Source organism: Pedobacter frigiditerrae, from assembly GCF_032678705.1.
Classification (GTDB): domain Bacteria; phylum Bacteroidota; class Bacteroidia; order Sphingobacteriales; family Sphingobacteriaceae; genus Pedobacter; species Pedobacter frigiditerrae_A.
In genome coordinates this window covers 1,326,321-1,352,257 of the sequence record NZ_JAVTSS010000001.1, presented here as the reverse complement: position 1 = coordinate 1,352,257, position 25,937 = coordinate 1,326,321, and the positions used below count along the sequence as shown (strand labels likewise).

Sequence of the window (25,937 nt, the reverse complement as noted above, 5' to 3'; positions counted from 1 at the left end):
AAATGTTTTTTTAATTCCTAATACTTTAGTTAAAGGTTTTTAATTCGGCCTCTGACTTCCGAACTTTTACCCTTTACAACTAAAACTAACCTATAAAACTCTTTGCTTTTTCTAATACTTGAGCTAAACCTGCAGCATTTTTACCACCAGCAGTTGCATAAAATGGCTGACCGCCACCACCACCTTGGATTTCTTTACCCAATTCACGAACGATTTTAGCCGCATTTAAGCTATCTGAAACTATGTTTTCAGAAATCATTACTGTTATACCTGGTTTATTGTCAATTAAAGTGGTTAAAACTAAGTATAAATCGGGCACTAAAGCTTTTACTTCAAAAGCTAAGTTTTTAACTGCTTCTGCGTTAGGCAAATCTACTTGAGTGGCAATAAAATTGATGCCGTTTATATTTTCTGCTTTAGCTGCGATATCTTGTTTCATATCTCCAGCCTTCGCTAAAATGCTTTTTTCTACTTCTTTCTTAAGTTTGGCATTTTCGTCTATTAAAGCTTGCACTGCAGCGCTGATATTTTGAGCTCCTTTTAGGATATTTTTAAGTTGATGTAACTCTTTACTCTGGTTAACGATGAATTGTTCTGCTTTATCAGCTGTAATAGCCTCTATCCTACGCACACCAGCTGCCACAGCACTTTCAGAAACAATTTTAAAATAACCAATTTGTCCGGTTGCTTTAACGTGTGTACCGCCACAAAGTTCTTTAGAGAAATGGTCGTCGAAAGTAATTACACGAACAAAATCACCATATTTTTCACCAAATAAGGCTGTTACACCAGAATTAATTGCATCATCATAAGGTACATTTCTTTGTTCCTTTAATTTGATGTTAGCTCTAATTTTCTGGTTAACGATATATTCAACTTCTGCTAAATCATCTTCACTAATTTTTGCAAAATGTGAAAAATCGAAACGTAGGTTTTCAGCGTTCACTAAACTTCCTTTTTGGTTTACGTGTGCACCTAAAACCTTTTTTAAGGCTGCATGTAATAAGTGAGTTGCCGAGTGATTATCTTCTGTTAATTCTCTTTTATCTTCGTCAATTACTGCCCAAAATTTACCATCAAGGTCGATAGGTAAAGTATCTGTATAATGAACAATAACGCCATTTTCTTTTTTGGTATCGGTAATTTCTACCCAAAACTGACGGCTATGGTCTTCTAAGCGACCAGTATCGCCTACCTGACCGCCACTTTCTGCATAAAAAGGGGTTTGGCGTAAAACAATTTGATATTGCTCCTTACCTTTTGCACTTACTTTGCGGTATTTTAAAATCTCGGTTTCAATCTCTGTTAAATCATAACCAACAAATTCGGTATCGTTATCTTGGTTTACAATTATCCAATCTCCCGTATCAATTGCAGTTGCAGCACGAGAGCGATTTTTTTGTTCTGCCAATGCTTTATTGAAACCTTCCATATCAACAGACAATCCTTTTTCACGAGCCATCAACTCTGTCAGATCTATTGGAAAACCGAAAGTATCATATAATTCAAAAGCGAAATTTCCATCAATTACATCTTTTGTTTCATACTTCTCAAAACGCTGAATACCAGTAGCTAAAGTTCTCAAAAACGAAACCTCTTCTTCTAAAACTACTTTTTGAACGAAGTCTTTCTGCAGATACAATTCATCAAACACACCCTTAAACTGCTCAGCTAAAACTGGCACCAATTGGTTTAAGAATGGTTCTTTTAAATTCAAGAATGTGTAAGCATAACGCACAGCTCTACGCAAAATACGACGAATTACATAACCAGCTTTATTATTTGAAGGTAATTGTCCATCAGCAATTACAAAAGAGATGGCTCTAATATGGTCGGCCATTACACGCATGGCTACAGCCTCGTTCCATCCTTTATCTCCAGGTTCAGCACTGCTACTATATTCAAATCCAGATTTATCTGCAATAAATTGAATTAATGGTTGGAAAACATCTGAATCATAATTTGAGGTTTTTCCTTGTAAAACACGCACTAAACGCTCAAAGCCCATTCCTGTATCCACATGTTGTGCAGGTAAAGGTTTTAGAGAACCATCCTTCACTCTGTTAAACTGCATGAATACATTATTCCAAATCTCAATTACTTGAGGATGGTCGGCATTAACTAAACTCTTACCGCTTACCGCCAAACGCTCAGCTAAGGGACGACAATCAACATGGATTTCTGAGCAAGGTCCACAAGGTCCAGTATCGCCCATCTCCCAGAAATTGTCTTTTTTATTGCCTAATATGATCCTGTCTTCATCTACAAACTGTTTCCAAAGTTCAAAAGCTTCTGTATCTCTTGGTAAACCTTCTTTTTCATCACCCTCAAAAATAGAGACGTACAATTGGTCTTTCGGAATTTTATAAACTTCAGTTAATAATTCCCAGCTCCAGGCAATAGCTTCTTTTTTGAAATAATCTCCAAAACTCCAGTTGCCCAACATCTCGAACATGGTATGGTGATAAGTATCAATCCCTACTTCTTCTAAGTCGTTATGTTTACCAGAAACACGTAAACAACGTTGCGTATCGGCAACACGGGGATATTTAATGGCAGCTTCTCCTAAAAACAAATCTTTAAACTGGTTCATCCCTGCATTGGTAAACATTAATGTAGGGTCATTTTTAACCACAATTGGCGCAGATGGCACAATGTGATGTTGCTTGCTTTTGAAAAAATCTAAATAGGTCTGTCTTATTTCTTTCGCTGTCATCTTTGGAAGTTGTAATGTTGGAATGTTGTAAAGTTGAAATGTTGTTAATTGACTAACAAAAATTATCAGCAACTAACCTGTAACATACTACTAAACATTCCTTTGAGTTCTTAGTGTCTTTGTGGTTATTTAACGTTAACAAAATTAAAATTTTTATTGTGGTATTTTACTAAAAACCGATTACATTTGAATACTTTAAGTAAAACTCACAATCAATTCATAATCAGCTAAGAAGATGCCGTATAAAGAGAGAGAAATTAATAAAATGTATTATACAATGGGTGAGGTTACCGAAATGTTTGGCGTAAATGCTTCACAAATTAGGTTTTACGAAAAGGAATTTGACGTACTTCAACCTAAAAAAAATAAAAAGGGAAATAGACTTTTTACCCCAGAAGACATTGAAAACTTAAAAATCATTTTCCACCTGGTGGATGATAAAGGTTTTACCTTAAAAGGCGCAAAAGACCATTTAAAAAACAACAGTGGTGAAGTTAAAGAAAATCAAAAAGTGATTGCTTCTTTGGAGAAATTGAAAGATTTTTTATTGAAGCTGAATGAAGAGATATAGAAGAGGGGAAATAAGAAATAAAGAACTTGTCTCATTACGCAATACTCTTTTCTCAATTCCACATTACATCTTCCATCCTACCTACTTATCGCTTCATCCAATATTTTTTTAAGCGATACATATCTTTCTTGTTTGCCATCATTTTTCAAATAGTAGGTCATTAAAAAAGCTGCGTATTTGTTTTTGTTGTCAACCAAAGGATAACTACCAAATAAACCAGGACTACTAACCGTATCATTGCTTACCCATTCTCCAAAGCCATAGCCAATTCCTCCGGCTTCTGATGGCGAATAAGCAACTTTTACACCATCAGTTATGCGATTAATCTGCATTTCTTTGATACTGTTTTCGCTTAAAATCCTATTGCCTTTATAAACTCCTTTGTTTAAAACCATCACCAAAAAGTTTATGTAATCTTCTGACGAACTGGTCGCTCCACCTGCTGGCAAAACAACCTTATTTTGCCCAAATGAAGTGTTCTTCATAGCTAAGGGCCGAGCTATTCTTTCTTGAAAAAGTTGTTCGAAGTTTTTACCTGCAACTTTCTCTATTACAGCACCAGCAATTTGTAAGCCTATATTGCTATAACGAAATACTTTACCTGACTCTCCTTCCATCGGCAAGTTGGCTATATTAGCTACTGCATCATCCATATTAGCATAGCTTCGCATGGCTTCTAAATCATCTTTTAAATTTAAAGCCTTTATACCTGTTTGATGAGATAGACATTGAGCTATCGTTATTTTCCCTTTACCTTTTTTTGATAGGATCGGAAGATATTTTCCAACCGTGTCATTCAATTTCAGTTTACCTTCATCAACAAAAGTCATAATTAATGAGGCACTTAACCATTTACTACAGCTAGCAATTTGAAGTGAAGTTGATGCAGTATAATCATCTTGATTAAATGTTTTGCCTTGGCGTTTTGCCATCATTCTACCTACTATTTTTTGACGAGTATTTAATTCGCTTTCTCCATGGGAGTAGATTACTTTCCCATCTTTATATATCATAAGATATGCTCTCCCGCCCATTACTTTAACATTATCGGAAAGCCATGCATCTATTTTGGTAAAATCGTTTTGTGCTTTAACGGAAAGAGCGCTTAATAATAGCCCAATAAAAAGAAGTTTTATATGTCTCATACTTAATGAATTATTATATCAAATATAAATAATTGCATAAAGGATATTCCAATTTTTGCGTAATAGCCTTAAAAAAGAACAATTGCAAAGCATCCACCCTACAATTGTTCAGTATTAATTAACTATAACTATTAAATTTTATTGATTTTTAGTTGTATCAGGGAGTTTGTTAGTAGTATCTGGCATTTTTTTGGTGGTATCAACCATAGGTGAATCTATTTTATTGGTATCAACCATAGGTGAATCCATTGTGCTATTTGCTTCTTTGCTTGAGCTACATCCTACTACTGCCATACCGGCAATTGCAAGAACTATTAAAAATTTCATTTTCATCTTGTTTTCTTTAGGGTTAAATTTTTGGATTGTTTCGATGTATACTTTATAAAGGATTTAATTAAAAAAAAGTTTTAAATCTTTTAAAAAATATCATGTAGCTATATGTTAACCAATTACTTACCTATTATTTTACCACCATAAGAAAACCACCAGCGATTTAAGTTGTTAACTTAATAATGAATTTAGAGAAATTTTATAATCGTGTATATGACTGGGTGATTGTATTTGGCCCACGTCTCATTTTAGGAATTGCCGTTTTATTTGCTGGCTTGTGGCTTGTTAAAATTGTCATCAAATGGATACAAACTAGTATGCACAAAAAGGAAGTGGACCCGACTGCTAAACCTTTTCTAATAAGTGTAATTGGTGTGGCATTAAGAGTATTGCTCATTTTAGGTGTGATGCAAATTTTGGGTATAGAGATGACCCTCTTTACTGCACTAGTTGGCGCCTTTGGAGTAGCTGCTGGTTTAGCACTTTCAGGCACCTTACAAAATTTTGCCAGTGGAATAATCATCCTTTTAGTTAAGCCCTTCCAAGTTGGAGATAATATTGTAACACAAGGATTAGAAGGGACAGTTACATCTATTCAAGTCTTTTATACTTTCATCACAACTTTTGACAACAGAGCAGTAATTGTACCCAATAGCAAATTATCAAATGAAGTGATCATTAACATTAGCAGGCAAGGAAATAGAAGATTAGACATTGAATTGAAAATTGGCAATGCCATAGATTTCGATGCACTAAAAGCTGTAATTAATGGCGCAATAGATAAATGCAAGAATACCTTAGCAAAACCAGAAAGAAGAATTGGTGTAGCTAGTTTAGAAGGAGATAGTTATAAAGTAAGTGTTAACGTTTGGGTAAACGCACACGGCTTTCAAGACACCAAACTTGCTTTACAGGAATTGATATTAAAAGATGTTAAAGACTCAGGCATTAAATTGGCAGGACTTTAAATAGTTAGGAGTTGCGAGTTAGGAGTAATATAGAATTCTAACTTCCAGCATATTCTAGTGTTGGGTATTTTGTTTCTATAAAATGTCCCAATTCTCCAATAAATTCATCAGGCATTTGCCTCCCACCAATTTGCTCCCAGCCATCTTTAACTTTGTTAATTGTCCCTATTAGCTGGTCGCCAACGCACACATAAAAAACATCACTCATGTCTGCTTGCATTAAGGTATAAAGCAGCGGAAGTTGATTCTCAAACAATTCGCACAAATAATCAATTTTTACCATGACCCATATCAATTAATTTTCCATTTGAATAACTTTATTAGACAACCATAAAACCAATCAAAATGTTTGATGAATTTTAATGATAAATCCCTAAAAATTTAAATATCTTCTCTAGATATGAAATTACAGAATTTATTGAAATTTAAAAACAACAAATTGTTAATTTTCTCTGACAAAGAAGTAATAAATGTGATATACTTATACCTTCTTTGCTATGGCGATGATGTCTTCCTCACCTAATTCTTGTTCTGCATTTTTAAAGCTCTCATAAGCCGCATTAGCCAAGGGCGAATTTAATCCTTCTGCTTTTGCTAAGCCTAAATCCTTAGCTATGTGTTTCAAGGCAAAAACTGCATTATAATTTTCTTGCAAAATGGCATCACCTTTAATTTTCATGAACACATTACCTAAGGCACTGTTATTAATTAGCTCTAATAACTCTTTAGTATCAATCCCTTGTTTTTTAGCGAATGAAACTGCTTCTGCCAAGCCTTGTGCATGAAAACTTAACAAGGTATTTATAGCCAATTTAGCAGAATTACCAGCTCCTATCTCTCCTACTTGTAAAGACAATTTGCCCAGCACATCAAATATGGGTTTTACTTTTTCAAATGCAGTTTTATCTCCGCCGGCCATGATAACCAATGAACCTTCTATAGCTTGTTTTAAACTTCCAGAAACTGGCGCATCAATATAAAAAGAATCTTTTTCACCAAGTAAAGCTTTCATTTCTTTACTGATAGCTGGCGAAACCGTACTCATGTTGATGATGATTTTTCCAGCAGATGCTGAATGAATTAAACCATGTTCACCATTAATGACATCATTAGTTGCTGTATCATCAGCAACCATTAAAATCACAACTTCACATTCTTGCAATAAATCGCTTGGTGTATCAATAAATTTTGCTCCCTCTGCAATTAAATCATCAGCCTTGATGGCACTTCTATTGTAAACAAAAAGTTCATAGCCTGCATTAATTAAATTTTGAGCCATTGGGATACCCATTTTCCCTAAACCAATAAAACCAATTTTTGTATTGTTCATGGTTTAAAGATAGGTAGTCCAGGGTTAATGGTCAATGGTAATTGCAAACTGATAACTGCAAACTGATAACCCGGACTACTCCACTCCTTTAACCTTCATTTTAATGGTATAAATAGATTTAGATGCGGTTATGAACAAGACATCTCTGTTTTTTCCTCCAAAACATAAATTTGCGGTATGATTTTCAGGAACATTGATATGTCCTATTTGTTCGCCTTTCGAATTGTATATCGTAACTCCTTTTCTGGTGAGGTATAGGTTACCTTGGTTATCTAAAGTCATCCCATCAGAGCCCTGACTTACGAACAGTTTACGATTAGTTAGGCTTCCATCCGATTTAATATCATACCTATAAGTCTTATTTGCCTTTGCATCGGTCACATATAAGGTTTTTCCATCCAGACTACCCACAATTCCATTTGGTCTTTGTAACCTATCATCAACAGCTATTATACTTGAACTTTCTTTTGGAAGGTAATAAACTTTTTCTCCAATAATAGCTGGAGCTTTACGTGTCCAATAATCTCTTTGATAATAGGGATCTGTAAAATAAGTCCCACCTTTTTTATCGATCCATAAATCATTTGGACCATTTAAATCGGCCCCTTTTGGATTTTTATAAATTATGGTAGCTACCGCATTTTTATCAAATGACCATAGTTCAAATTGTTCATCAGCACAAGCAATTAAATTACCTTTTTTATCAAAGAATAAGCCATTTGCCCTTCCAGCCTTTGCTGTAAAAAGCGATAACTTACCTTCAACATCATATTTCCAAATGGTATTATTTGGTTGGTCGGTAAAGAAGATATTTCCTTTTTTATCTACCGCAGGCCCTTCTGTAAACTTAAATTGTGAAGAAACCAGTTTGAGGCTATCTTGAATAAATAGAGCTTGATTTTCTTCTATTTGGGCGTTTGCAACTAGATTCAACGAGATAAAGAAAATAATTAGAAAAAATTTTAACATGTTTAAAATATACCAATCAAAAATATAATTAAACAAGTAAAAAAAACAACTAACCCAATAATTAAAATAAGATATTCAAAAAAATAACTTTTTTTATCATCAATGATGAAGTCTTTAGGGCTTTCAGGTAAAAATAATACTTTCACTTTTTCTCTTTTTTTATAGGCGGATGGATTTGTACCTATGTGATTTTTATAGGCGACAGTCTTCCCTTCCATTATATCGAAGCTTACTAAGGGATAAAAAACATTTACATTTGAGTCGAAGCTTGACTCTTCAATTAAATCCTCAACTTCGCCAATAACTGAAATTGCCTTATTTTTATACTTTTGCCTTTTATAAATATTCATTAATCCTCTTAAAAATAGGATCAATCCAATTATGGAGGCAATAAAGTATGGATTACTTAATTCGTTAACCAGTAGCTTTAAGCCTTCCACTTTCCACTTTTTTTCAAATAACGAATAATTACGTAATAAGCAGCTAAAACAACTAAAGCCGTAATACCAATTTTATCTCTTAAAGCATTGTCTCCATCAGTTAGTTGAGGATAATAGTAAAGCAAAATCACTACAATTCCCAACATCCAAACTGTTTGTGTATTGTACTCTTTAATTAACCAGCGTTTGCCATTAAAAGCCATACTGCCTATTGTTTTGTGTATGCCACTAAAGTTAATCCACCACCTATTTACACGGGCACAATATTCATCAAACTGTTTACCGAACTTTCCTCTTAAAAAGTTTTCTTCGGCAAGTACAATTGCTTGATAAATAAATAAGAATAACGGAATGAATACGCACATAAAAATCACAGAATTCATTAAAATCCCTACACCCACCAACATTAAAATATTGCCTACGTATAGCGGATTTCGACCGTGATTAAAAAAACCTTCTGTTACTAAATCATCTGCGTGGACCTTCTTGTTTAAACCACCCCTAACAATATAAGCTAGGGAAATAGCTACCCCACGTATTAACTGGCCTAATATGGTAATAAACAATCCGATAACTAGTGGATATAAATAATAATTTACGCCAAACTCACTCTCTCTAAATATTTGAGGAGATGGAATAAACAAAGCTAAGTACAAGAAAATGAATAAAAAGTTTCTGTACCTGAAAAAAAAGTTTCCTATAGCAATCATATTAGTTTTTTACCGCGATAAAGCCTGAAAAATTATACCATTTAAAAAAGGTTTCAGTATGTTGAAAACCAGCCTCAGCTAACATCTTAAAGTTTTCACTTAATTTATAAGGAATTAAGACGTTCTCTAAAGCCTCTCTTTTTTGAGAAATCTCCATTTCACTATAATTATTTCTACGTTTATAATCGTAATAATATTTAATGAAATTTCTGTTGAACAAACTATCTTCTGCTAGAATCTTTTCTGAAATGATGAGTACGCCTCCTGGAACTAAACCATCATAAATTCTTTTTAATAGTTTCTCCCTAAAAATAGGACGCATGAATTGGAGAGTTAAACAAAGAATTACAACAGATGCATTTTCTATTTTAATCTCATTGTGCAAATCTGCATTAACTAGTTCATAATCGCGTTTAAAATCTGCTTGCTTCAATTTAAGATCGCATTTTTTAAGCATCTCAGCTGAATCATCTATTCCCACAAACTTTATGTTTTCAGAAACATAAGGATTCAATCCAATCATTGTAGTGCCAGTAGAACAACCTAAATCTACCACATTTGTATTTGGTAATGCATGTTCGGCTGCCAACTCAATAATCATACGTTGTATTTCATTGTAAAAAGGCACAGACCTTTCTACCATGTCATCAAATGCATTGGCAACAGTAGCACCAAACTTAAAATCAGAAGGTTTTTTTATTTCTTCCTTAAATACGTTATCTAAATTTTCCTTCTTGTCCATATAAGGTTTAAATTGTTCATTATGATTAGCGTTAAAGATATTGTTTAATCATATTTAAAGCTAACTTAAACAATTGATTTAACTAAGAATTAACATTTGTATAAAATATTTGTTTCAAACAAGTATTACAATTACTTTAAACTATGGTTAATCTATTAAAACAACAATATGATTTGGTTTGCAGTGCAAGAGCAGTAGAATTATCTTTTTTAAAAAAATTTACAGAAGAACAATTATTAACTCCTGTATTAGAATTTAATAATAAAACGATTATTTATTTTGCTGTTCATATCAATCAAGTTTATATTCATTGGATAGGCAAGTTTGCTTTAGACCTAGACATAGCTTATATAGATGAAGAAAATATACAATCCATAGCTCAGTTAAATGAGTTGTTTGATAAAACTAACCAATTAATGGAAAAGTTTTGTGATACATTTGCCCATAATTGGAGCATAGAGATTGATAAAAATTTATCTGATAAAAAAATCAAAACATCTCCCTTAAAACTTTTTACACATGTAATAACCCACGAGTTTCATCATAAAGGACAGATGATGACCATGGCAAGAATATTAGGTAAAACGCCACCAGATACTGATGTAATTAGGACATAATTCTAGCAAAATTCGTAACGGCTTTAACACATTGCATCATGTAAACTGCAATAGCACTACCTTTGTACCATCAAAATTATTTTATGAAACTGAGACAATTATTCCCTATTGCCTTGTTTTGTACAAGCCTGTTTTTAATCTCTTGGGGTTATACTGGTCACAGAACAATTGGTCAAATTACACAGAACCATCTTAATCCTAAAGCAAAAGAGGCCATCAAGAATCTATTAGGAGACACAAGCATTGCTGAAGCTTGCACTTGGGCAGATGATGCCAGAAGGGAACCAGAATTTGCAGAAACAGCCAATTGGCATTTTTTAAATCTTCCATTGGGACTTTCTTTTGAAGATTTCAAAAAATACATTGACACCGTAAGTAAAGAAAATGTTTATTCTGCTTTAAACAAAGCAAAAATAGAATTGACAAATTCTCAATCTACAAAAATTCAAAAAGTGCATGCACTTAAATTTATCATGCATTTTGTAGGCGATTTACACCAACCCATGCACATTAGCAGAGGTGAAGATAAAGGCGGTAGTACCATTCAATTAAACTTCGATGAAAAAGGAACCAACTTACATAGTCTTTGGGACACCAAAATGTTAGAAAAACAAGGCTTAACTTACGATCAACTGGCTACTAAATACGATAATATTTCTGCAGAAAACATTAAACAATGGCAAAGCGACCCACTGATGCAATGGCTTTGGGAAAGTTATCAAATCTCAACTCAACTGTACGCTGATGTAGAGGCCATAAATAAAAGAGTAATTGATGATGCCTATTATCAAAAATACTTGCCTGTTGTAGAAAAACGTATTCAACAATCAGCGATTAGATTGGCAGGCGTTTTAAATGAAATATATCCAGAATAATTATAATAATATTTTTTTATTAAGCGGGGTAAGCAATCCTTAAGGAAATCTTGTCCCTCTTTCTGCTTTAGTTCTTTCGCTTTCATTTTAAAAGCTTTGGCTTAGGCAAGTTGCAACTCTCTATAGTAGCAGAGGTTTGAGTTATTTAAACGGGTACCGATAGCTATCGGTAGAAATGGAAAGCCCACAGGTGAGGCTGGACCGAAGACTTGCCTGCCTGCGATAGGCAGGAAATGAAAAGCCCGTCTAACTTTGATAGAAGATTAGGAACTTGCTTTTCAAAAAACTAAAAATTTAAAATTCTATTTATTTCCTTTAAAAACATTTACCGTACTTGTTTTCCAAACAATGTAACCTTGTAGTGCACAAATTTGCGCCACTTCTTTTTCTACAAAATCTGGAACATCGTTGGCTATTCTCCAACGAACGCTATATTTTAGGTTGTAACTGATGTAGATAACAATATCATCATCCATTGGCGGCATTGATGCCAAGGATTTTAAATGAACGTTTTGCAAATCGGATGCTAAACGTATTAATCTTTCCTTTAGCACTTTAGCTAATGGCGCATGCGGATTAAACTCATCAAATATGGCAACGACAGTAACGGTCATAAAAAATTATGCTATTATTTTTAGCAAATGTAATAAAATTTACCAAAGATAAAAGCAAAAAAATGTCAGTTTTATTATTTATATGCAGATTTATGCTAAACTTGCTCTAAACCAAAACTTTGTGTTTTTATGTTTAATTGATTTATTTCTATTGCAGTAATAGATACCTTTTAAAACTATAACACCGATGTCGCTATGTGGTGAAATCTTTACCTATCTTTGTACAAAGAAAAAACTCATGGCAGTACTACATAAAAAAGAAGAAAAAATACAAGCAGTATTAGGCAGATTGCCTAAAAAATATACAAACGAAGAATTTGTTGCCATGTTTATTAAACTATATTCTAAAGATTGGGGCAAAATTAAATCTGCCTACATTAAACAATCTCAAGACAAAGAACCAGGAACCATTATTAATATGCCTAAGCCTGACCTTTACTTAAAACAGGTTTTAGAAACTTATTTAAAAAACAATGTAGCTATTGTTGAAGTTAAGGAAGAACCAATAGTGGCTGCAAAAGCACCTAAAATTGTTAAAGAAAAGGCAGCTGTTAAGAAAAAAGAAGTGATAAAGGAAAACATTACTGAAGAAGAAGCCACTGCAACAGTTAAAAAAGCAAAAGCACCTGCTAAAAAGAAAGTAGTTGAAGATGAAGCTACTAGTAAACCACAAAAGGCAGAAAAAGTTAAGAAAGAAAAAAAATAATAGCGTTGATATAATAAATAGTTTCTTTCGCTGTTTATATATACGAGAGCGTTAATTTAGATAATGGGGATTGGTCTTTTGATTAATCCCCGTTTCTTTTTTAGAAAAACGTTATTGTTTGGGATATGTACCTTTCAAATAATACCAAATCCCATGTTCTTGTTTAAAAATAGACGTTTCATGATGAATAAATGTTTTTAAACCATTTTGGTAAAAAGCCTTAAATTCTACAATATCCTCTTTTGCTTCACAGATTTCTAGTTTAAGCCAAACATTACTTTTAGCCCAGTTTTCTATTTCCTTCCTTTCATAAAAATGTATTTGCGAAGGATGGGTGGTTTCGATTAAATAATCAATTAAATGTAAGGCGTAGGCAGAAAAACGAGAACGCATTAACTTTTCTGGTGTTAATGGTTTTTCTTTATCTAAATGAAATGGTTGGCAACAATTAGCATAGCTTAAGCTACTGCAACAAGGACAATCGATATGCAATGTTTATACTTTAATTTTTTGCAAAATGACTGTTAATGAAGGTGATATTAATTCTAAATCATGTACTCTATTCATTGGAATATCTATAAAATCACCTAGTTTCATAATTCTTTTATTTCCAGCTACAGTGAATTTACATTCTCCTTCTAATATCAACATACTTTCTAATACGTCAGGATGAGACTCTTCCTTAACACCAGAGGTTGTAGTAACTACCATTTGCAAAACATCCTCATCCTCACGAAGCACGTGTATGGCCTTACCTGCCACTGGTTCCATTTCTAGGTCCTTCGCAAAATTTAACCAGTTTTTATAGCTCGAATAGGCCGTAATTATAGGTAAATCATTAACATTCATCACTTGCTCTTTCTGTAAGTTCACGATGTTATCTATTATCCTACCCCTTAATGCTGGTCTTGGACTGTCAGCATCTAAATCTGAATAGCTTTCAAAAGTCATTTCAATTTCTGAAATCTTTTGAAGTAGTTCAGGATGATTTTTTACTGCTCTTTCTATGTTAAGTTTCTCGTCATTAGGCAAAGAATCTAAAACATAAAGCGCTAACATTCCACTTTCTAAGTAAGGTGCTAAATTCAAGGTTATAAATACGGTTAGTTTTAACTCTTCCTTTAACAGTAAAACAATTTACTAATTAAATTTAAAATAAATATAGGATATATTTTAATTTTAAAACCATTAGGAATAAATAATTTATCAACAAACAACCAACAAATCAACCATGAGTTCAGTCAATATTACAAAAACGCCTATTTTAATTCAAAATTGAACTGAAATTCAGCCTTAAAAAAGCACAAAGGCACTAAATAAGCGAAAATCCGACAAAAAAATGAGCCATAAACAAAACACCCCTTGTTTATAATCAAAACAAAGGGCATCTATTAAGTTTTTATAGCAGTAATCTATCTTCTCACTCTGCTAGGACTATAAGCTATAAAATGATCTGCTCCCAATTGAGATTCTATTACTTGTTCTTTGATATGAATTTTTGGATATTTAGTATTAATGCGACTTAAAACTGCATCTGCAAAATCATCCATACTTTTTTTGTCTACTTCTACACTTACGGTTGGGTAATAATCATGTTCAATAGCTAATTTCTGCTCAAGTGAAACCTTTTCTAATTTCCAATTTTCTGACGGCATAATTCCATTTTCATCATTTGCATTGCTTAAATGGAAAAGATATTCGGTTGCCATAAAGGCGATGTTGTTAGTTTTCATTATATAATTTTAAATGGCTAAATGCCTGTAATTAACCTAAGGAAATGGTCAGCACAAAGAGTAAGCCCAATACGATAAGAACGTCAAAGGTAACTATATAATCGCCATCAAATTATAAACGATAGAAATAATGCAAATATTTTACAAATTAGAATATAAACGGTGTTTATTCTCCTGGTTTAACATCACTTGTAGAAAAACTATTTCCGCTTAATCTATATTTAATGGTTTTAATTAATGTTGTTGTTTTACCACTATCTACATTAACCACTGGAACCGAACGAAACAGATCGCCATTTTTAACGAAAAATTTATCATTCCCTTCATAACCTTTTTTAAGGTTATCCTTTAAACCTGGAAAACTAATTTTATCAAAACTTCCGTTGCTGTATTCAAAAACATTTAAGTCGTTTACGTTTTTCCTTACCACATATTGAACATATAACTCTGGATTTCCGTCATTGTCTAAATCCATGTTCCAAGCATCAGCAATAATGCCTTTTCGCTCAACAGAGATCGATTTGTAGTTGTTTTTTACAGAATCAGACATCAACAATAAATAACCACCTAAGCTATCCACTCCTTTTCCCCAACTTAGCACTTCAAAATTAAAACCAGGCTTAATTTCTATGTTTTTATAAAACGGAAATGGATTTGGCTCTTTAGTATCGCCTTTGGTTGCTGGTGCAGGAGCCAATGCCTTGTCGTCACTTGTACAAGCAGCTATGCATAAAACACTGGCTAAGGCACAACATCCTAATTTAATAGCTTTAATTAATTTCATTTTATGATGATTTTATTTTTTAAACATTAAGAATTTGCAATCGTTAAGTTAAACTTAATTTCTATTCATTTCTAAATGTTTAGTTTTTGTTACGAATTTATCTTTTGAATTATCATATCCACGAAAATTATTTCGTTTTAACATCGGCAGCTCCATTATTTAAAATTGTTTCTGTAACCACACTCCTTCTTCCACTTGGCATGATCACAATGGTTTTAAGCACTTTCTTTTGTCCTTGTAGCACCATCACTTTTATGGCGTTTTTATATTCAGTTGCATTTTCTGATGGACGATAATTGTCTAACGTGTAAAAGATCTTAGCACCAGGAATTGGAGATTTTAGTTCAACTGTTATATTTTCTCCGTTGATTACCTTTTCTGTCTGACCAATTGGCGTTGGCACCCAATAATTGGTATTGGTTTTATCCAGCTTCGCTAAATGTAATGGCAAACGTTCTTCCGTGAAGTTTTTGATATCTTTTCTTTCTACAGGGCTCCATGCTATTTCGGACAAAGAAAACAACCTAGGCAAAAGCATGTATTCTACCTTAGCAGGTGTTTCCATATATTCTGTCCAAATATTAGCTTGCACCCCAATTACATATTTACGTTGATCTGAATTTAATTCTTTCGGAACTGGATCATAACCATAAACCTTAGTAAAATTAGACAAACCACCGATGGTTAAAGGCTCATCAGTTGAAGTAGATTGTTTATGATCAAAATATAAACCTGCAGAACCAGGCGTCATGATTACATCGTGATTTTGTTTAGCAGCCTCAATACCACCTGCTTCTCCTCTCCAAGACATTACGGTTGCATTTGGCGCTAAACCTCCTTCTAAAATTTCATCCCAACCAATAATAGACCTCCCTTTTGAATTAATGTATTTCTCCATTCTTTGGATAAAATAACTTTGCAAACCGTGTTCGTCTTTCAGGTTATTGTCTTTAATAAATTGCTGACAGAATGGCGATTGTTTCCAATATTCTTTAGGGCATTCATCTCCACCAATGTGGATGTATTTTGATGGAAACAAGGCAATAACCTCATCCAACACATTTTCTAAAAACTTGAAGGTATTTTCAGTCGGCACAAAAACATCGTCAAAAACACCCCAAGTTTGTTGAACTTGTTTTCCTTTCCTATCGCCATTCCAAGGAGTTTTATCACTAATAAATGTATCTCTATCAGGGAAACAACTTAATTCTGGATAGGCCGCAATTGCCGCACCAGCGTGACCAGGCATTTCTATTTCTGGCACCACGTTAATGTATTTAGAAGCGGCATAAGCCACCACTTCCTTAACTTCTTCTTGGGTATAATAACCTTTATGCACTTCATTGTCATTACCACCTGTACCTGGATAATTACCTGCAATAGTTCCATTTCTTGTACTACCTACGCTAACCAACTTAGGATATTTTTTAATCTCAATTCTCCAACCCTGGTCCTCTGTTAAATGCCAATGAAAATTATTTAATTTATACTGAGACATGAGGTCGATGTATTTTTTAACAAAAGAAACAGGAAAAAAATGACGAGCGACATCAAGGTGTAAACCACGATATTTAAAACGCGGATAATCATTTATCTCTACTGCTTGAATATTAATTTTATCTTGTTTTTTCTCAGGCATTAATTGCATTAAAGATTGCACTGCGTAAAACAAGCCTACTTCTGTACCAACCACTTTGATTTGGTTAGCTGTGATTGTAATTGTATAACCTTCCTTTGGCAATTGAACAGCACCTGCCGATGTTAAAACAATAGCTTTTTGACCAGCTGTTAATGTTTTTGCTTCTCTTAAAGCGAAACCTCCTTTAGTTACTATAAATGCATTTAATAAATCTGCAGTTTTAGCGTTGGCGGCTTCTTTGCTAACTAATACAACAGTTTTATCTAAAGCAAATGTTCCACTGTTTTTTTTAATGGAAACTGGAACAGGAATAATTCCAAGGTTCGCATCTGTTTGCGCAAAGGTTTGAAAAGCAAGAAGACTTGCCAAGAAAAATAATAGGGATCTTTTCATGGTGTGTGTTTTTTAATATTTGGTAGCCCAAGATATAAAATTTAGAAGAGATAAAGGGAAGGAAGGTTTTAAATATTTAGTGAGGGTATTTCTAAAAAGCAATACATAAATTAAACTTTAATTTAAGATTTAGAACAAAAAATCATATAAATATTTTAAGTATATAGACGAGTAACCTAATTTGATTATATTATTCTTATTTTACAACAGTATTAGACCAAATTAACCTCACAGAATGAAGTATCAACAGTTTAGAATCCAAAACTTTAAGGGTATTGAAGATATCACTTTTAACTTAGATAAATCCCCTGATGCCAATATTTACACACTTGTTGGCTTGAATGAAAGTGGTAAAACGACAATACTTGAGGCAATGAACTTATTTAGTTCTGGGGAAAAAGATTTGAATGCACTGGATTTACCTGGATCTTCTGTTACAGATTATGAGGAATTGATTCCTATCAGCAAAAGAGACAATTTTAACGGCTTAATAAAAATTGAAGTCACCCTGAAACTTGAAAAAGAAGATTTGGCTATCATTAATAACCACTTAAAAAAAAATACAGAATTAAAACAAGTACAACCTAGACAGACGGTGACCTTCATAAAAAATTTTGAGTATAAAAATTCTAAATACGAAAAATCTTTTATGAGATGGAGTGGATTCAGTGCATGTACAAAGAGAAACCCAGCAAAATACATTCCACTCGGTGATAAATACAAAAATGAAATAAATCTAGATTTAGCAAAAATCTGTTTAGACTTATTGCCAAATATTCTCTATTTTCCTAATTTTCTATTTGATTTTCCGAACCAAATTTTGTTAGAAGCATCCGAAAAACCTTCACCAAAAGAGGCTTTCTATTTTGACCTTATACAAGATATTTTAAATTCTTTAGAAAATGGCACTACAATTCAAACGCATTTAATTGATAGAATCAAAAGTGAAAACAAAGTAGACAAAAAAAGCCTACAACGTTTGAATCAACTAATGGAGAAAAAAATTACCGAGGTTGTTTTTGAAGCTTGGAACATTATTTTTAAAAGAAAAATTCTGGATACCAGAGTGAAAATTGACTATGATACGAATGAAAACAATTTAACATATTTAGAATTCACCATTGAGGCAAACGATGGAATTTATCAAATAAACAATAGGTCTTTAGGTTTTAGATGGTTTTTTGTTTTCCTCTTGTTTACTCAATTTAGGCCGTTTAGAAAGGACTCGCCAAGTGGCATTATATTCTTATTTGATGAGCCTGCATCTAATTTACACTCGTCAGCACAACAACAACTTCTAAAAAGTTTCGAAAACCTTATAGGTAATGGTAAAATTATCTACACAACTCATAGCCATCATCTTATAAATCCGATTTGGCTCGAAAGTACTTATGTTGTAAAAAACGAGGGCCTTCGTCTTGAAAGACCCGAAGAATACGATATTAGAAAAACAAACATTATTATTCAACCATACAGAGAATTTGCTGCTGCACATCCTCACAATACAGCTTACTTTCAGCCGATTTTGGATGTTTTAGATTATACACCAAGTAATTTAGAAAACGTGCCTAATTGTGTTTTTTTGGAAGGTAAAAATGATTATTATACTCTTAAATATTTTAAGGATGTCATTCTAAAACTTGATTTGGATTTAAATATGGCTCCAAGTACGAGTTCAAGTAATATGGACACCTTGATAAGCTTATATTTAGGATGGGGTAAGGAATTCCTTGTTCTATTGGATTCTGACAAAGAAGGTCATAACCAACTCAAAAGGTATGTAGACAGTTTCGGGATATCTGTAGAGGGGCGTATTTTTACACTCGAAAATATCGATGCAAATTGGAAAAAAATAGCTTTAGAAAAAATATTTAGACAAGAAGAGTTGTTAGCTTTTCAAACACTTATATATCCAGACACGACCGAGTTTAACAAAACTCATTTTAATAGGGCAATACAGGAGTGTTTAATAAAAAAAACAGAATTTGATTTTTCACAAGAAACAAGAAACAACTTCAATACATTGTTAAATTTCCTAGCTCTATCATTAAATAATAATACTAATCTTAAATAAAAAAGCTTCCTGAAAATCAGGAAGCTTTTTTAATATTCCGTAGCTAGTGGCTTAACAGCCATTTAACAATTAAGGATAAGTTGATGCCAACACATTAACAGCATCGCCTTTGGCTGCCAAGTAACGTTCTGCATCTAAAGCAGCCATACAACCAGAACCAGCGGCAGTAACCGCCTGACGGTAATAATGGTCTTGTACATCGCCACAAGCAAACACCCCTTCTAAGTTAGTTTTTGATGTACCAGGTATAGTAGTTAGATAACCCGTTTCATCCATGTCTAACCAGCCTTTAAAAATATCGGTATTTGGTTTATGACCAATAGCCACAAAGAAACCCTCCACATCTAAAACTTTGGTTTCTTCAGTTTTAACGTTTAAAATTTTAATACCAGTAACATTTTTCCCATTACCAATAACCTCAGTTGCCTGTGTGTCATAAATAACTTCAATGTTTGGTGTGTTTAATACGCGATGAACCATTGCTTTTGAAGCACGGAATTCATCTCTACGTACCAACATGTATACCTTTTTACAAAGTTTAGCCAAGTAGGTTGCTTCTTCTGCAGCTGTATCTCCTGCACCAACAATGGCCACATCTTGACCTTTAAAGAAGAAACCATCACAAACAGCACAAGCAGAAACGCCAAAGCCATTGTATTTTTGCTCACTTTCTAAGCCTAACCATTTTGCAGTTGCGCCAGTGGCGATGATAACGGTGTCAGCAGTGATGGTTTTAATTTCATCAACCACTACTTTACGAGGGAAAGAAGAAAAATCTACAGAACTTACATAACCGAAACGAATTTGAGTTCCAAATCGCTCTGCTTGTTTCCTAAAATCTTCCATCATTTCTGGCCCCATGATACCATCTGGATAACCAGGAAAATTATCTACATCGGTAGTTTGAGTTAACTGACCGCCCATTTCCATACCTGTGTACATTACTGGTTTTAAATCGGCACGAGCAGCATAAATTGCAGCCGTATAACCTGCGGGACCAGACCCTATAATTAAACATTTTACGTGTTCTATTTCTTGTTCTTGCGACATGTTATTTGTATTAATGATACAAATTTAATCTTTTAAGTTCGAAAGCTCAAAGCTTGTGGAGAAAGATGAAATTGTGGAGATAATTCAGTTAACAGCGGGCAGTTTTCAGTATACAGTTTACAACATAACAATTTAACACTTAACCTTCCAGTTTTCAGTTGGTAGTTTACAACAATTCAGCAATCAAACAATATAACAATTCTCAACTTCCTTTATTCGCCTTCAAAACCCTAACAAAATTCCCTCCCAATATTTTAGTAATTTCGGTGGCTTTGTAACCTCTTTTAACTAAGGCGGCTGTGATTTTTGGATAATCAGCGATGCTTTTGATACCTAACGGAAATGCTTCTGCCCCATCAAAGTCGGCACCTAAACCAACATGATCTACACCAATTAATTTTACGATATAATCTATATGGTCTATTAGCTTTTCAATAGATGGTCGCGTGGCATCAGCGTCTGCTTGATGGAGAGAAATTAAGGTATCAATGGCATTGCTCCTACCATACTTTGCCGATAATATTTTTAGTTCTGCATCATATTTTGCGAAGAATATTTTTTGCTTAGCGTTATATGTCGAATCTAAAAAGCCAGCATAAAAGTTAAGCGAGATCACACCACCATTTTTACCGACGGCCTTAATTTGTTCGTCATTTAAATTTCTAGGTACCGGATTTAAAGCATATACACAACTGTGTGATACCAATACAGGTTTTTTAGTGATCGCAATGGCATCAAAAAATGTTTTTACGCCAACGTGAGACAAATCTACCATTACACCTAAATCGTTCATTTTACGAATAATTTGTCTGCCCAACTCATTTAATCCTGCGTTTTCTGGCTTTACTTTTTTTGAGGTCTCTTCTGCTGCAGAACTTGCCCATGAGGTACTATTGTTCCAAGTTAGGGTCATATAAATCATTCCTCTTTTGGCAAGCATTTCTAAGTTTTCCAAGCTGTTCTCAATCATGTGCCCGCCTTCTACACCAATCATTGCCGCAAGCTTCTTAGCCGCAACAGCTTTTTCTAATTCTGCAGCATTCTTAACCAATGTTATCCTATCAGGATATCTTTTGATTAAACTATATAAAGAATCGATTTCTTGATTGGCCAAGGCATAACCACCACTTTCATCACACCAAATAGAAAAAACCTGAACATCCAAACCACCTTGTTTTGCCCTTACCAAATCGAAGTTTCCTGTTTTTTGGAGTTTACCAATATCGATACCAGATTTAATTTGATTGAACAAAATATCACCATGTGTATCTACAACAATGGCTTGTTGGTGAATTGCTTGTGGACTTTGAGCAAAACTAAAAAGACTAAATAAAGAGGCAATAACACTAAATAAATACTTCATATTAATTTTTCACCTCGCCTTTTACTTTTTTTGTTTTTTTAACATATCTGGTTGATTTCCGAACACCATTTTCAAAAGTATCTATTCGGGTTCTATTCTCTGATATCCACTCCCCGTGTTTTTCATTATTTAGGAAATTTCCAGAAAGTGTAACATCACCGTATTTATCGTACTCTTTATAAGCACCATTGGCTAAGCCACCTTTAAATTCCATATAGCTAGAAACATTCCCATCTGGATAATAAGTAAACCAGTTGCCCTCTTCTTTGCCGTTCACAAAGTCACCTTCTTGGCTCTTAAATCTAGCCTTGCCTTTTAAATCATATCTTGTTCTATTGATATTATTATAATCTACAACACCAGTATAAAAAATAAATTTCCCATGAGGGATAGTTAACATTTCATCATTATATGAACCTGTTTGTAATAAATTATCATTAAGATCATACCTTTTGAACATCCAAATATCTTGGTCGCTCAGCTTACCATAAATAGCATAGGATGTTGCTTTATTTTTATTCGATGTAACTTTATCTCCATAAAAATATACAGGTTTAATTTGTGCATTTACCTTAATGAAACCTGTGATTAAAAATAGAAGTAATAATATTTTTTTCATTTAAACTTAAACGTATTAATTAAAAGCAGGTGAGCCATATTCTCTTCTCAATAATTTTTTATCCTTAACACTAGATTTTAAAATACCCATTTCGTAAATATCTTTTTGAAGACCACCATACAAAAGCCATTCACCATCCATTTTTCCGTTAACATAATTCCCTGTACTTATCATTTTCCCTTTTCTATCGTAGCTAGAATAGAGTCCATTTAACATATTTTCTACAAAAATTTCTGAAGTTAACACTTTCCCATCGGGATAAAAAGACAACCACACTCCAGTTTTTTTACCGTCAATAAAATTACCTATTTGACTTGTAAATCTATACCTATCTTTAAAGTAGTAAAAAGTATCAAATTGATTATTAAACATATCTACATCCCCATAATAAGTGAATTTGCCATGAGGAGTTTTCAAATCTACATCCTTATAAGTGCCAGTCATGATTAAATCGTTATACAGATCAAAGCGTTTTATTGTCCATAACTCTTCTGTACTTAATTTACCATAGATGGCATAAGATGTTGCTTTTGTAGAATCTGTAGTAATTTTATCATTGATAAAATAAATAGGTCTTACCTGAGCTAAGGTGGCACCACTAATTACGAAACAAGCTAGAAAGAAAAACCATTTCATATCCTTTAATTAAGTCTGTATAATTCCAACATTAAAAGCCTTTTTAATTGGCGATTGATTTGCAGCTTCAATTCCCATAGAAATCACTTTACGTGTTTCTAAGGGATCTATCACCCCATCTACCCATAAACGTGAAGCCGCATAAAATGGTGTGGTCTGACTATCATATTTATCTGTAATATTTTTAAGCAGTGCAGCTTCCTTTTCTGGAGTAATCGTTTCTCCTTTTGCTTTTAAGGATGCTTCCTCCATCTGTAAAATTACTTTAGCTGCCTGCGCACCACCCATAACAGCAATTTTCGCACTTGGCCAAGCGTAAATTAAACGCGGATCATAAGCCTTACCACACATGGCATAATTACCTGCACCATACGAGTTACCTATTACAATTGTAAATTTAGGAACGACAGAATTTGCAACTGCATTTACCATTTTAGCCCCGTCTTTAATAATGCCACCTTGTTCTGATCGGCTACCCACCATAAAACCAGTAACATCTTGTAAAAAGACCAAAGGGATTTTCTTTTGGTTACAATTCATGATAAACCTACTTGCCTTATCTGCACTATCTGAATAAATAACCCCGCCAAATTGCATTTCGCCCTTCTTAGATTTTACCACCTTACGTTGGTTGGCAACAATACCAACTGCCCAGCCATCAACCCTAGCTAAGCCACAAATAATGCTTTGCCCGAATAATGCCTTATATTCTTCAAATTCAGAGTCATCAACCAAACGAAGAATAATTTCACGCATATCATAAGGTTTCTCCCTGTTTTCTGGCAAGATGCCATAAATGTCTTCTTCATTTAATTTGGGCATGGCCGATTTAATCCTATCAAAACCTGCGTTTTCTGGCTTACCAAGCATACTCATTATTTTACGAATACTATCTAAACAAGCCTGATCATTTGGATGTTTGTAATCGGTAACACCAGATATTTCGCAATGCGTAGTTGCACCACCTAAAGTTTCGTTATCAACTTCTTCGCCAATGGCAGATTTAACTAAATAAGAACCTGCTAAAAACACTGAACCTGTTCCTTCAACTATCATAGCTTCATCGCTCATGATGGGCAAATACGCACCACCTGCTACACAAGAACCCATAATTGCAGAAATTTGTACAATACCATCGGCACTCATCATAGCATTGTTTCTAAACATCCTACCGAAATGCTCCTTATCAGGAAAAATCTCATCTTGCATTGGCAGATAAACACCTGCACTGTCAACTAAATAAATAACAGGTAATCTGTTTTCCATTGCAATTTCTTGCGCTCTTAAATTTTTCTTAGCTGTCATCGGGAACCAAGCCCCAGCTTTTACAGTGGCATCATTGGCAACTATTAAACATTGTCTGCCAGAAACGTAGCCAATTCCAGTAACCACGCCAGCGCTTGGACAACCCCCTTGTTCTGCATACATTCCATCAGCTGCAAAAGCACCCAATTCTAAAAATTCAGTACCTTCATCGGTTAAATAAGCAATTCTTTCTCTTGCCAATAACTTGCCTTTTTCTTTTTGCTTAGCAGCATTCTTTTCTCCCCCACCCTTAAACATCTTGTTCAACTTGGCTTTAAGCTCATAAACCAGTTGTTTATTTATATCCTCGTTCTTGTTGAATTCTATATTCATTTTTTTATTTGGTTAGACTAGCCGTTAAACTGGCGATGCGAGCAAGTTAGCAGTTAAATTTAGTAAACTAAAACCTGTTTTGGTATTCAGTTGTCAAATAATTTAGTTTGCCCTCTCATAACAAAAAGTATTCTTTATCGTTTAATGCATAATGAAATACCTCATTGTTATCTTAATTTTTTGTGCGCAGATTGGCAAATCGCAAACATTTTCTTATCCAGCCTTAAACAAACAAGGGAAAGATATTGCAGCGCTTGTTCCTTTGAGATGGAAAGCTATTGATACCGCTCTTGGCGATTTAAATAATGATAAAATAGAAGATCTGGCCATCATTTATGAATACAATTTGCCAATATCTGAGAATAGAGCTTATGGCGATAATGAAACAGATTTGATTAAAGAGTTTCAAAGACCAAGGGTTTTAGCCATTTATTTCAAAAACCTACAAAGTGGAAAGTATACCTTAGCCACACAAAATAATAACTTTATTTTAAGAGCTAATGAAGGCGGCTCTTTAGGCGACCCATTAAAAAACATCAGCATTGCGGCCAATAAGTTATTATTGCAGTTTGAAGGTGGTGCCAATTGGCGATGGAAATTAAATTATGAGTTTAAATATCAAAACAAGGATTGGAACCTAGTTAATGCAAATAACATCTATTACAATGCCATGTCTGGTGAGATGACCAACAGGCAATATAACTTCTTAGCTAGAAGAATGAGATTGATTTCAGGGAATTTGGCCGATCAAGAAGGAAATAATTTAATAGATGAAGAAACGCTTATTTTCACCAGCTTTAAGACTTTCGCAACCTTCAAAAAACCCTGGACTTGGGAAATCAGCAAGGATAACTTTTTGTAGCGTTCAATTAAGACTTATTTTTTGTCATTCTGAGCATCGCGAAGAACTAAAAGAGTCAGTTTCTCAAACGAAAAGATTATTTGAAAACAAGGTTAGTGGCATTTGGCATATTCAGCCCTTCTTTTCACTTTACTTCGCTTGCGTTCCTTCGGCTCGTGCCATTTCAATGAGGTTTATATTACAAAGGCAGTAGTTCTTTTGGAGGGATTGTTCCGGCAAGAAATAAAAAAGCCACAGAGATTCAGATTAAAATCTGCGAATCTGTGGCTATAATGTTACCGTCATTTCGACGTTAGGAGAAATCTGCTAGTAGATTTCTCGTCGCTGCGCTCACTCGAAATGACGATTTTACACAAAAAAGCAAAAGATATTTCAGACCTAAAACCTGCGAATCTGTGGCTAAAATGTCATCG

General features: G+C 33.8%; 27 protein-coding genes. 7 read left to right on the top strand and 20 right to left on the bottom strand.

Going from position 1 to position 25,937, the window contains the following annotated elements; genetic code table 11:
- Positions 1-85: 85 nt before the first annotated feature.
- Positions 86-2,716 carry an alanine--tRNA ligase gene (gene alaS / locus R2Q59_RS05320; RefSeq protein WP_316784206.1) on the bottom strand — a complete coding sequence of 877 codons (2,631 nt, stop codon included), beginning with the start codon at positions 2,714-2,716 and terminating at the stop codon, positions 86-88.
- A 235-nt stretch (positions 2,717-2,951) separates the two neighbouring features.
- Between alaS and R2Q59_RS05315 the strand changes: the two genes are divergently transcribed.
- The gene (locus R2Q59_RS05315) at positions 2,952-3,287 is read left to right on the top strand and encodes a MerR family transcriptional regulator (RefSeq protein WP_316766555.1); all 336 of its coding nucleotides are present in this window, start codon (positions 2,952-2,954) and stop codon (positions 3,285-3,287) included.
- Positions 3,288-3,364: 77 nt separating this feature from the next.
- Here the strand turns inward: R2Q59_RS05315 and R2Q59_RS05310 are convergent, their stop codons facing one another.
- Positions 3,365-4,432 (bottom strand): serine hydrolase domain-containing protein, encoded by a 1,068-nt coding sequence (locus tag R2Q59_RS05310; RefSeq protein ID WP_316766551.1) that lies wholly within the window; start codon positions 4,430-4,432, stop codon positions 3,365-3,367.
- A 138-nt stretch (positions 4,433-4,570) separates the two neighbouring features.
- Positions 4,571-4,759 (bottom strand): hypothetical protein, encoded by a 189-nt coding sequence (locus R2Q59_RS05305; RefSeq protein ID WP_316766549.1) that lies wholly within the window; start codon positions 4,757-4,759, stop codon positions 4,571-4,573.
- A gap of 185 nt (positions 4,760-4,944) precedes the next feature.
- On the opposite strand from R2Q59_RS05305, the gene R2Q59_RS05300 reads away from it, so the two are divergent.
- Positions 4,945-5,730, top strand: coding sequence for a mechanosensitive ion channel family protein (locus R2Q59_RS05300; RefSeq protein WP_316766546.1), 786 nt, complete (start codon positions 4,945-4,947; stop codon positions 5,728-5,730).
- Positions 5,731-5,767: 37 nt separating this feature from the next.
- On the opposite strand, the gene R2Q59_RS05295 is transcribed toward R2Q59_RS05300, so the two are convergent.
- The 6 genes from R2Q59_RS05295 to cmoA all read right to left on the bottom strand — a co-directional run bounded on the left by R2Q59_RS05295 (position 5,768) and on the right by cmoA (position 9,921).
- Positions 5,768-6,013, bottom strand: a complete 246-nt coding sequence (locus R2Q59_RS05295; protein WP_316766543.1) for a hypothetical protein — start codon at positions 6,011-6,013, stop codon at positions 5,768-5,770.
- 198 nt (positions 6,014-6,211) lie between these two features.
- The gene (locus R2Q59_RS05290; protein ID WP_316784204.1) at positions 6,212-7,060 is read right to left on the bottom strand and encodes an NAD(P)-dependent oxidoreductase; all 849 of its coding nucleotides are present in this window, start codon (positions 7,058-7,060) and stop codon (positions 6,212-6,214) included.
- 75 nt (positions 7,061-7,135) lie between these two features.
- On the bottom strand, positions 7,136-8,029 hold the full coding sequence (locus R2Q59_RS05285; protein ID WP_316784202.1) for an SMP-30/gluconolactonase/LRE family protein: 894 nt from the start codon (positions 8,027-8,029) through the stop codon (positions 7,136-7,138).
- A 2-nt stretch (positions 8,030-8,031) separates the two neighbouring features.
- The gene (locus tag R2Q59_RS05280) at positions 8,032-8,469 is read right to left on the bottom strand and encodes a DUF3592 domain-containing protein (protein ID WP_316784200.1); all 438 of its coding nucleotides are present in this window, start codon (positions 8,467-8,469) and stop codon (positions 8,032-8,034) included.
- Entirely contained in the window at positions 8,457-9,179 is a 723-nt protein-coding gene (locus R2Q59_RS05275) for an isoprenylcysteine carboxylmethyltransferase family protein (RefSeq protein ID WP_316784198.1), read from the bottom strand. The genes R2Q59_RS05280 and R2Q59_RS05275 overlap by 13 nt, the downstream gene beginning before the upstream one ends.
- A gap of 1 nt (position 9,180) precedes the next feature.
- On the bottom strand, positions 9,181-9,921 hold the full coding sequence (gene cmoA, locus R2Q59_RS05270; protein WP_316766530.1) for a carboxy-S-adenosyl-L-methionine synthase CmoA: 741 nt from the start codon (positions 9,919-9,921) through the stop codon (positions 9,181-9,183).
- Between the two features lie 143 nt (positions 9,922-10,064).
- Here cmoA and R2Q59_RS05265 point away from each other — a divergent pair, with 143 nt between their 5' ends.
- Together R2Q59_RS05265 and R2Q59_RS05260 are read left to right on the top strand one after the other, a co-directional pair.
- On the top strand, positions 10,065-10,538 hold the full coding sequence (locus R2Q59_RS05265; RefSeq protein WP_316784196.1) for a DinB family protein: 474 nt from the start codon (positions 10,065-10,067) through the stop codon (positions 10,536-10,538).
- An 83-nt stretch (positions 10,539-10,621) separates the two neighbouring features.
- Positions 10,622-11,413, top strand: a complete 792-nt coding sequence (locus R2Q59_RS05260) for a S1/P1 nuclease (RefSeq protein WP_316784194.1) — start codon at positions 10,622-10,624, stop codon at positions 11,411-11,413.
- 302 nt (positions 11,414-11,715) lie between these two features.
- Here R2Q59_RS05260 and R2Q59_RS05255 read toward each other — a convergent pair whose 3' ends face one another.
- Entirely contained in the window at positions 11,716-12,027 is a 312-nt protein-coding gene (locus R2Q59_RS05255; RefSeq protein WP_316766522.1) for a hypothetical protein, read from the bottom strand.
- Between the two features lie 238 nt (positions 12,028-12,265).
- Between R2Q59_RS05255 and R2Q59_RS05250 the strand changes: the two genes are divergently transcribed.
- Positions 12,266-12,733, top strand: a complete 468-nt coding sequence (locus R2Q59_RS05250; protein ID WP_316784192.1) for a hypothetical protein — start codon at positions 12,266-12,268, stop codon at positions 12,731-12,733.
- 111 nt (positions 12,734-12,844) lie between these two features.
- On the opposite strand, the gene R2Q59_RS05245 is transcribed toward R2Q59_RS05250, so the two are convergent.
- From R2Q59_RS05245 to R2Q59_RS05225, 5 genes are all read right to left on the bottom strand, one after another.
- Positions 12,845-13,225 (bottom strand): YchJ family protein, encoded by a 381-nt coding sequence (locus R2Q59_RS05245; protein ID WP_316784190.1) that lies wholly within the window; start codon positions 13,223-13,225, stop codon positions 12,845-12,847.
- A gap of 3 nt (positions 13,226-13,228) precedes the next feature.
- A complete protein-coding gene (locus R2Q59_RS05240; protein ID WP_316784189.1) occupies positions 13,229-13,822 on the bottom strand; it encodes a cupin domain-containing protein in 594 nt (197 codons plus the stop codon).
- A gap of 323 nt (positions 13,823-14,145) precedes the next feature.
- Entirely contained in the window at positions 14,146-14,466 is a 321-nt protein-coding gene (locus tag R2Q59_RS05235; protein ID WP_316784187.1) for a hypothetical protein, read from the bottom strand.
- 166 nt (positions 14,467-14,632) lie between these two features.
- Positions 14,633-15,250, bottom strand: a complete 618-nt coding sequence (locus R2Q59_RS05230) for a hypothetical protein (protein WP_316784185.1) — start codon at positions 15,248-15,250, stop codon at positions 14,633-14,635.
- Between the two features lie 127 nt (positions 15,251-15,377).
- The gene (locus R2Q59_RS05225) at positions 15,378-17,282 is read right to left on the bottom strand and encodes a beta-N-acetylhexosaminidase (protein ID WP_316784184.1); all 1,905 of its coding nucleotides are present in this window, start codon (positions 17,280-17,282) and stop codon (positions 15,378-15,380) included.
- Positions 17,283-17,517: 235 nt separating this feature from the next.
- Here R2Q59_RS05225 and R2Q59_RS05220 point away from each other — a divergent pair, with 235 nt between their 5' ends.
- Positions 17,518-19,356: an ATP-dependent nuclease gene (locus tag R2Q59_RS05220; RefSeq protein WP_316784181.1), complete on the top strand. Its 1,839-nt coding sequence runs from the start codon at positions 17,518-17,520 to the stop codon at positions 19,354-19,356.
- Positions 19,357-19,425: 69 nt separating this feature from the next.
- On the opposite strand, the gene trxB is transcribed toward R2Q59_RS05220, so the two are convergent.
- The 5 genes from trxB to R2Q59_RS05195 all read right to left on the bottom strand — a co-directional run bounded on the left by trxB (position 19,426) and on the right by R2Q59_RS05195 (position 24,662).
- Positions 19,426-20,406 carry a thioredoxin-disulfide reductase gene (gene trxB, locus R2Q59_RS05215; RefSeq protein WP_316766503.1) on the bottom strand — a complete coding sequence of 327 codons (981 nt, stop codon included), beginning with the start codon at positions 20,404-20,406 and terminating at the stop codon, positions 19,426-19,428.
- Between the two features lie 202 nt (positions 20,407-20,608).
- Complete coding sequence (locus R2Q59_RS05210; RefSeq protein ID WP_316766501.1) at positions 20,609-21,769, bottom strand: membrane dipeptidase; 1,161 nt, start codon at positions 21,767-21,769, stop codon at positions 20,609-20,611.
- 1 nt (position 21,770) lies between these two features.
- Positions 21,771-22,388 carry a hypothetical protein gene (locus tag R2Q59_RS05205; RefSeq protein WP_316784180.1) on the bottom strand — a complete coding sequence of 206 codons (618 nt, stop codon included), beginning with the start codon at positions 22,386-22,388 and terminating at the stop codon, positions 21,771-21,773.
- A gap of 15 nt (positions 22,389-22,403) precedes the next feature.
- Complete coding sequence (locus R2Q59_RS05200) at positions 22,404-23,024, bottom strand: hypothetical protein (RefSeq protein ID WP_316766497.1); 621 nt, start codon at positions 23,022-23,024, stop codon at positions 22,404-22,406.
- A 9-nt stretch (positions 23,025-23,033) separates the two neighbouring features.
- Entirely contained in the window at positions 23,034-24,662 is a 1,629-nt protein-coding gene (locus R2Q59_RS05195) for an acyl-CoA carboxylase subunit beta (protein WP_316784178.1), read from the bottom strand.
- 151 nt (positions 24,663-24,813) lie between these two features.
- On the opposite strand from R2Q59_RS05195, the gene R2Q59_RS05190 reads away from it, so the two are divergent.
- Complete coding sequence (locus tag R2Q59_RS05190; protein ID WP_316784176.1) at positions 24,814-25,524, top strand: hypothetical protein; 711 nt, start codon at positions 24,814-24,816, stop codon at positions 25,522-25,524.
- The last annotated feature ends 413 nt before the right edge of the window (positions 25,525-25,937 follow it).

Bases quoted from the DNA above. Each gene is read 5' to 3' on its own strand.
- R2Q59_RS05225 (WP_316784184.1), bottom strand. From the start codon at position 17,282: ATGAAAAGATCCCTATTATTTTTCTTGGCAAGTCTTCTTGCTTTTCAA.
- cmoA (WP_316766530.1), bottom strand. From the start codon at position 9,921: ATGGACAAGAAGGAAAATTTAGATAACGTATTTAAGGAAGAAATAAAA.
- R2Q59_RS05235 (WP_316784187.1), bottom strand. From the start codon at position 14,466: ATGAAAACTAACAACATCGCCTTTATGGCAACCGAATATCTTTTCCAT.
- alaS (WP_316784206.1), bottom strand. From the start codon at position 2,716: ATGACAGCGAAAGAAATAAGACAGACCTATTTAGATTTTTTCAAAAGC.
- R2Q59_RS05255 (WP_316766522.1), bottom strand. From the start codon at position 12,027: ATGACCGTTACTGTCGTTGCCATATTTGATGAGTTTAATCCGCATGCG.
- R2Q59_RS05315 (WP_316766555.1), top strand. From the start codon at position 2,952: ATGCCGTATAAAGAGAGAGAAATTAATAAAATGTATTATACAATGGGT.
- R2Q59_RS05275 (WP_316784198.1), bottom strand. From the start codon at position 9,179: ATGATTGCTATAGGAAACTTTTTTTTCAGGTACAGAAACTTTTTATTC.
- R2Q59_RS05285 (WP_316784202.1), bottom strand. From the start codon at position 8,029: ATGTTAAAATTTTTTCTAATTATTTTCTTTATCTCGTTGAATCTAGTT.
- R2Q59_RS05220 (WP_316784181.1), top strand. From the start codon at position 17,518: ATGAAGTATCAACAGTTTAGAATCCAAAACTTTAAGGGTATTGAAGAT.
- R2Q59_RS05250 (WP_316784192.1), top strand. From the start codon at position 12,266: ATGGCAGTACTACATAAAAAAGAAGAAAAAATACAAGCAGTATTAGGC.
- R2Q59_RS05260 (WP_316784194.1), top strand. From the start codon at position 10,622: ATGAAACTGAGACAATTATTCCCTATTGCCTTGTTTTGTACAAGCCTG.
- R2Q59_RS05300 (WP_316766546.1), top strand. From the start codon at position 4,945: ATGAATTTAGAGAAATTTTATAATCGTGTATATGACTGGGTGATTGTA.
- R2Q59_RS05195 (WP_316784178.1), bottom strand. From the start codon at position 24,662: ATGAATATAGAATTCAACAAGAACGAGGATATAAATAAACAACTGGTT.
- R2Q59_RS05265 (WP_316784196.1), top strand. From the start codon at position 10,065: ATGGTTAATCTATTAAAACAACAATATGATTTGGTTTGCAGTGCAAGA.
- R2Q59_RS05210 (WP_316766501.1), bottom strand. From the start codon at position 21,769: ATGAAGTATTTATTTAGTGTTATTGCCTCTTTATTTAGTCTTTTTAGT.
- R2Q59_RS05200 (WP_316766497.1), bottom strand. From the start codon at position 23,024: ATGAAATGGTTTTTCTTTCTAGCTTGTTTCGTAATTAGTGGTGCCACC.
- R2Q59_RS05205 (WP_316784180.1), bottom strand. From the start codon at position 22,388: ATGAAAAAAATATTATTACTTCTATTTTTAATCACAGGTTTCATTAAG.
- R2Q59_RS05290 (WP_316784204.1), bottom strand. From the start codon at position 7,060: ATGAACAATACAAAAATTGGTTTTATTGGTTTAGGGAAAATGGGTATC.
- R2Q59_RS05230 (WP_316784185.1), bottom strand. From the start codon at position 15,250: ATGAAATTAATTAAAGCTATTAAATTAGGATGTTGTGCCTTAGCCAGT.
- R2Q59_RS05295 (WP_316766543.1), bottom strand. From the start codon at position 6,013: ATGGTAAAAATTGATTATTTGTGCGAATTGTTTGAGAATCAACTTCCG.
- R2Q59_RS05310 (WP_316766551.1), bottom strand. From the start codon at position 4,432: ATGAGACATATAAAACTTCTTTTTATTGGGCTATTATTAAGCGCTCTT.
- trxB (WP_316766503.1), bottom strand. From the start codon at position 20,406: ATGTCGCAAGAACAAGAAATAGAACACGTAAAATGTTTAATTATAGGG.
- R2Q59_RS05190 (WP_316784176.1), top strand. From the start codon at position 24,814: ATGAAATACCTCATTGTTATCTTAATTTTTTGTGCGCAGATTGGCAAA.
- R2Q59_RS05305 (WP_316766549.1), bottom strand. From the start codon at position 4,759: ATGAAATTTTTAATAGTTCTTGCAATTGCCGGTATGGCAGTAGTAGGA.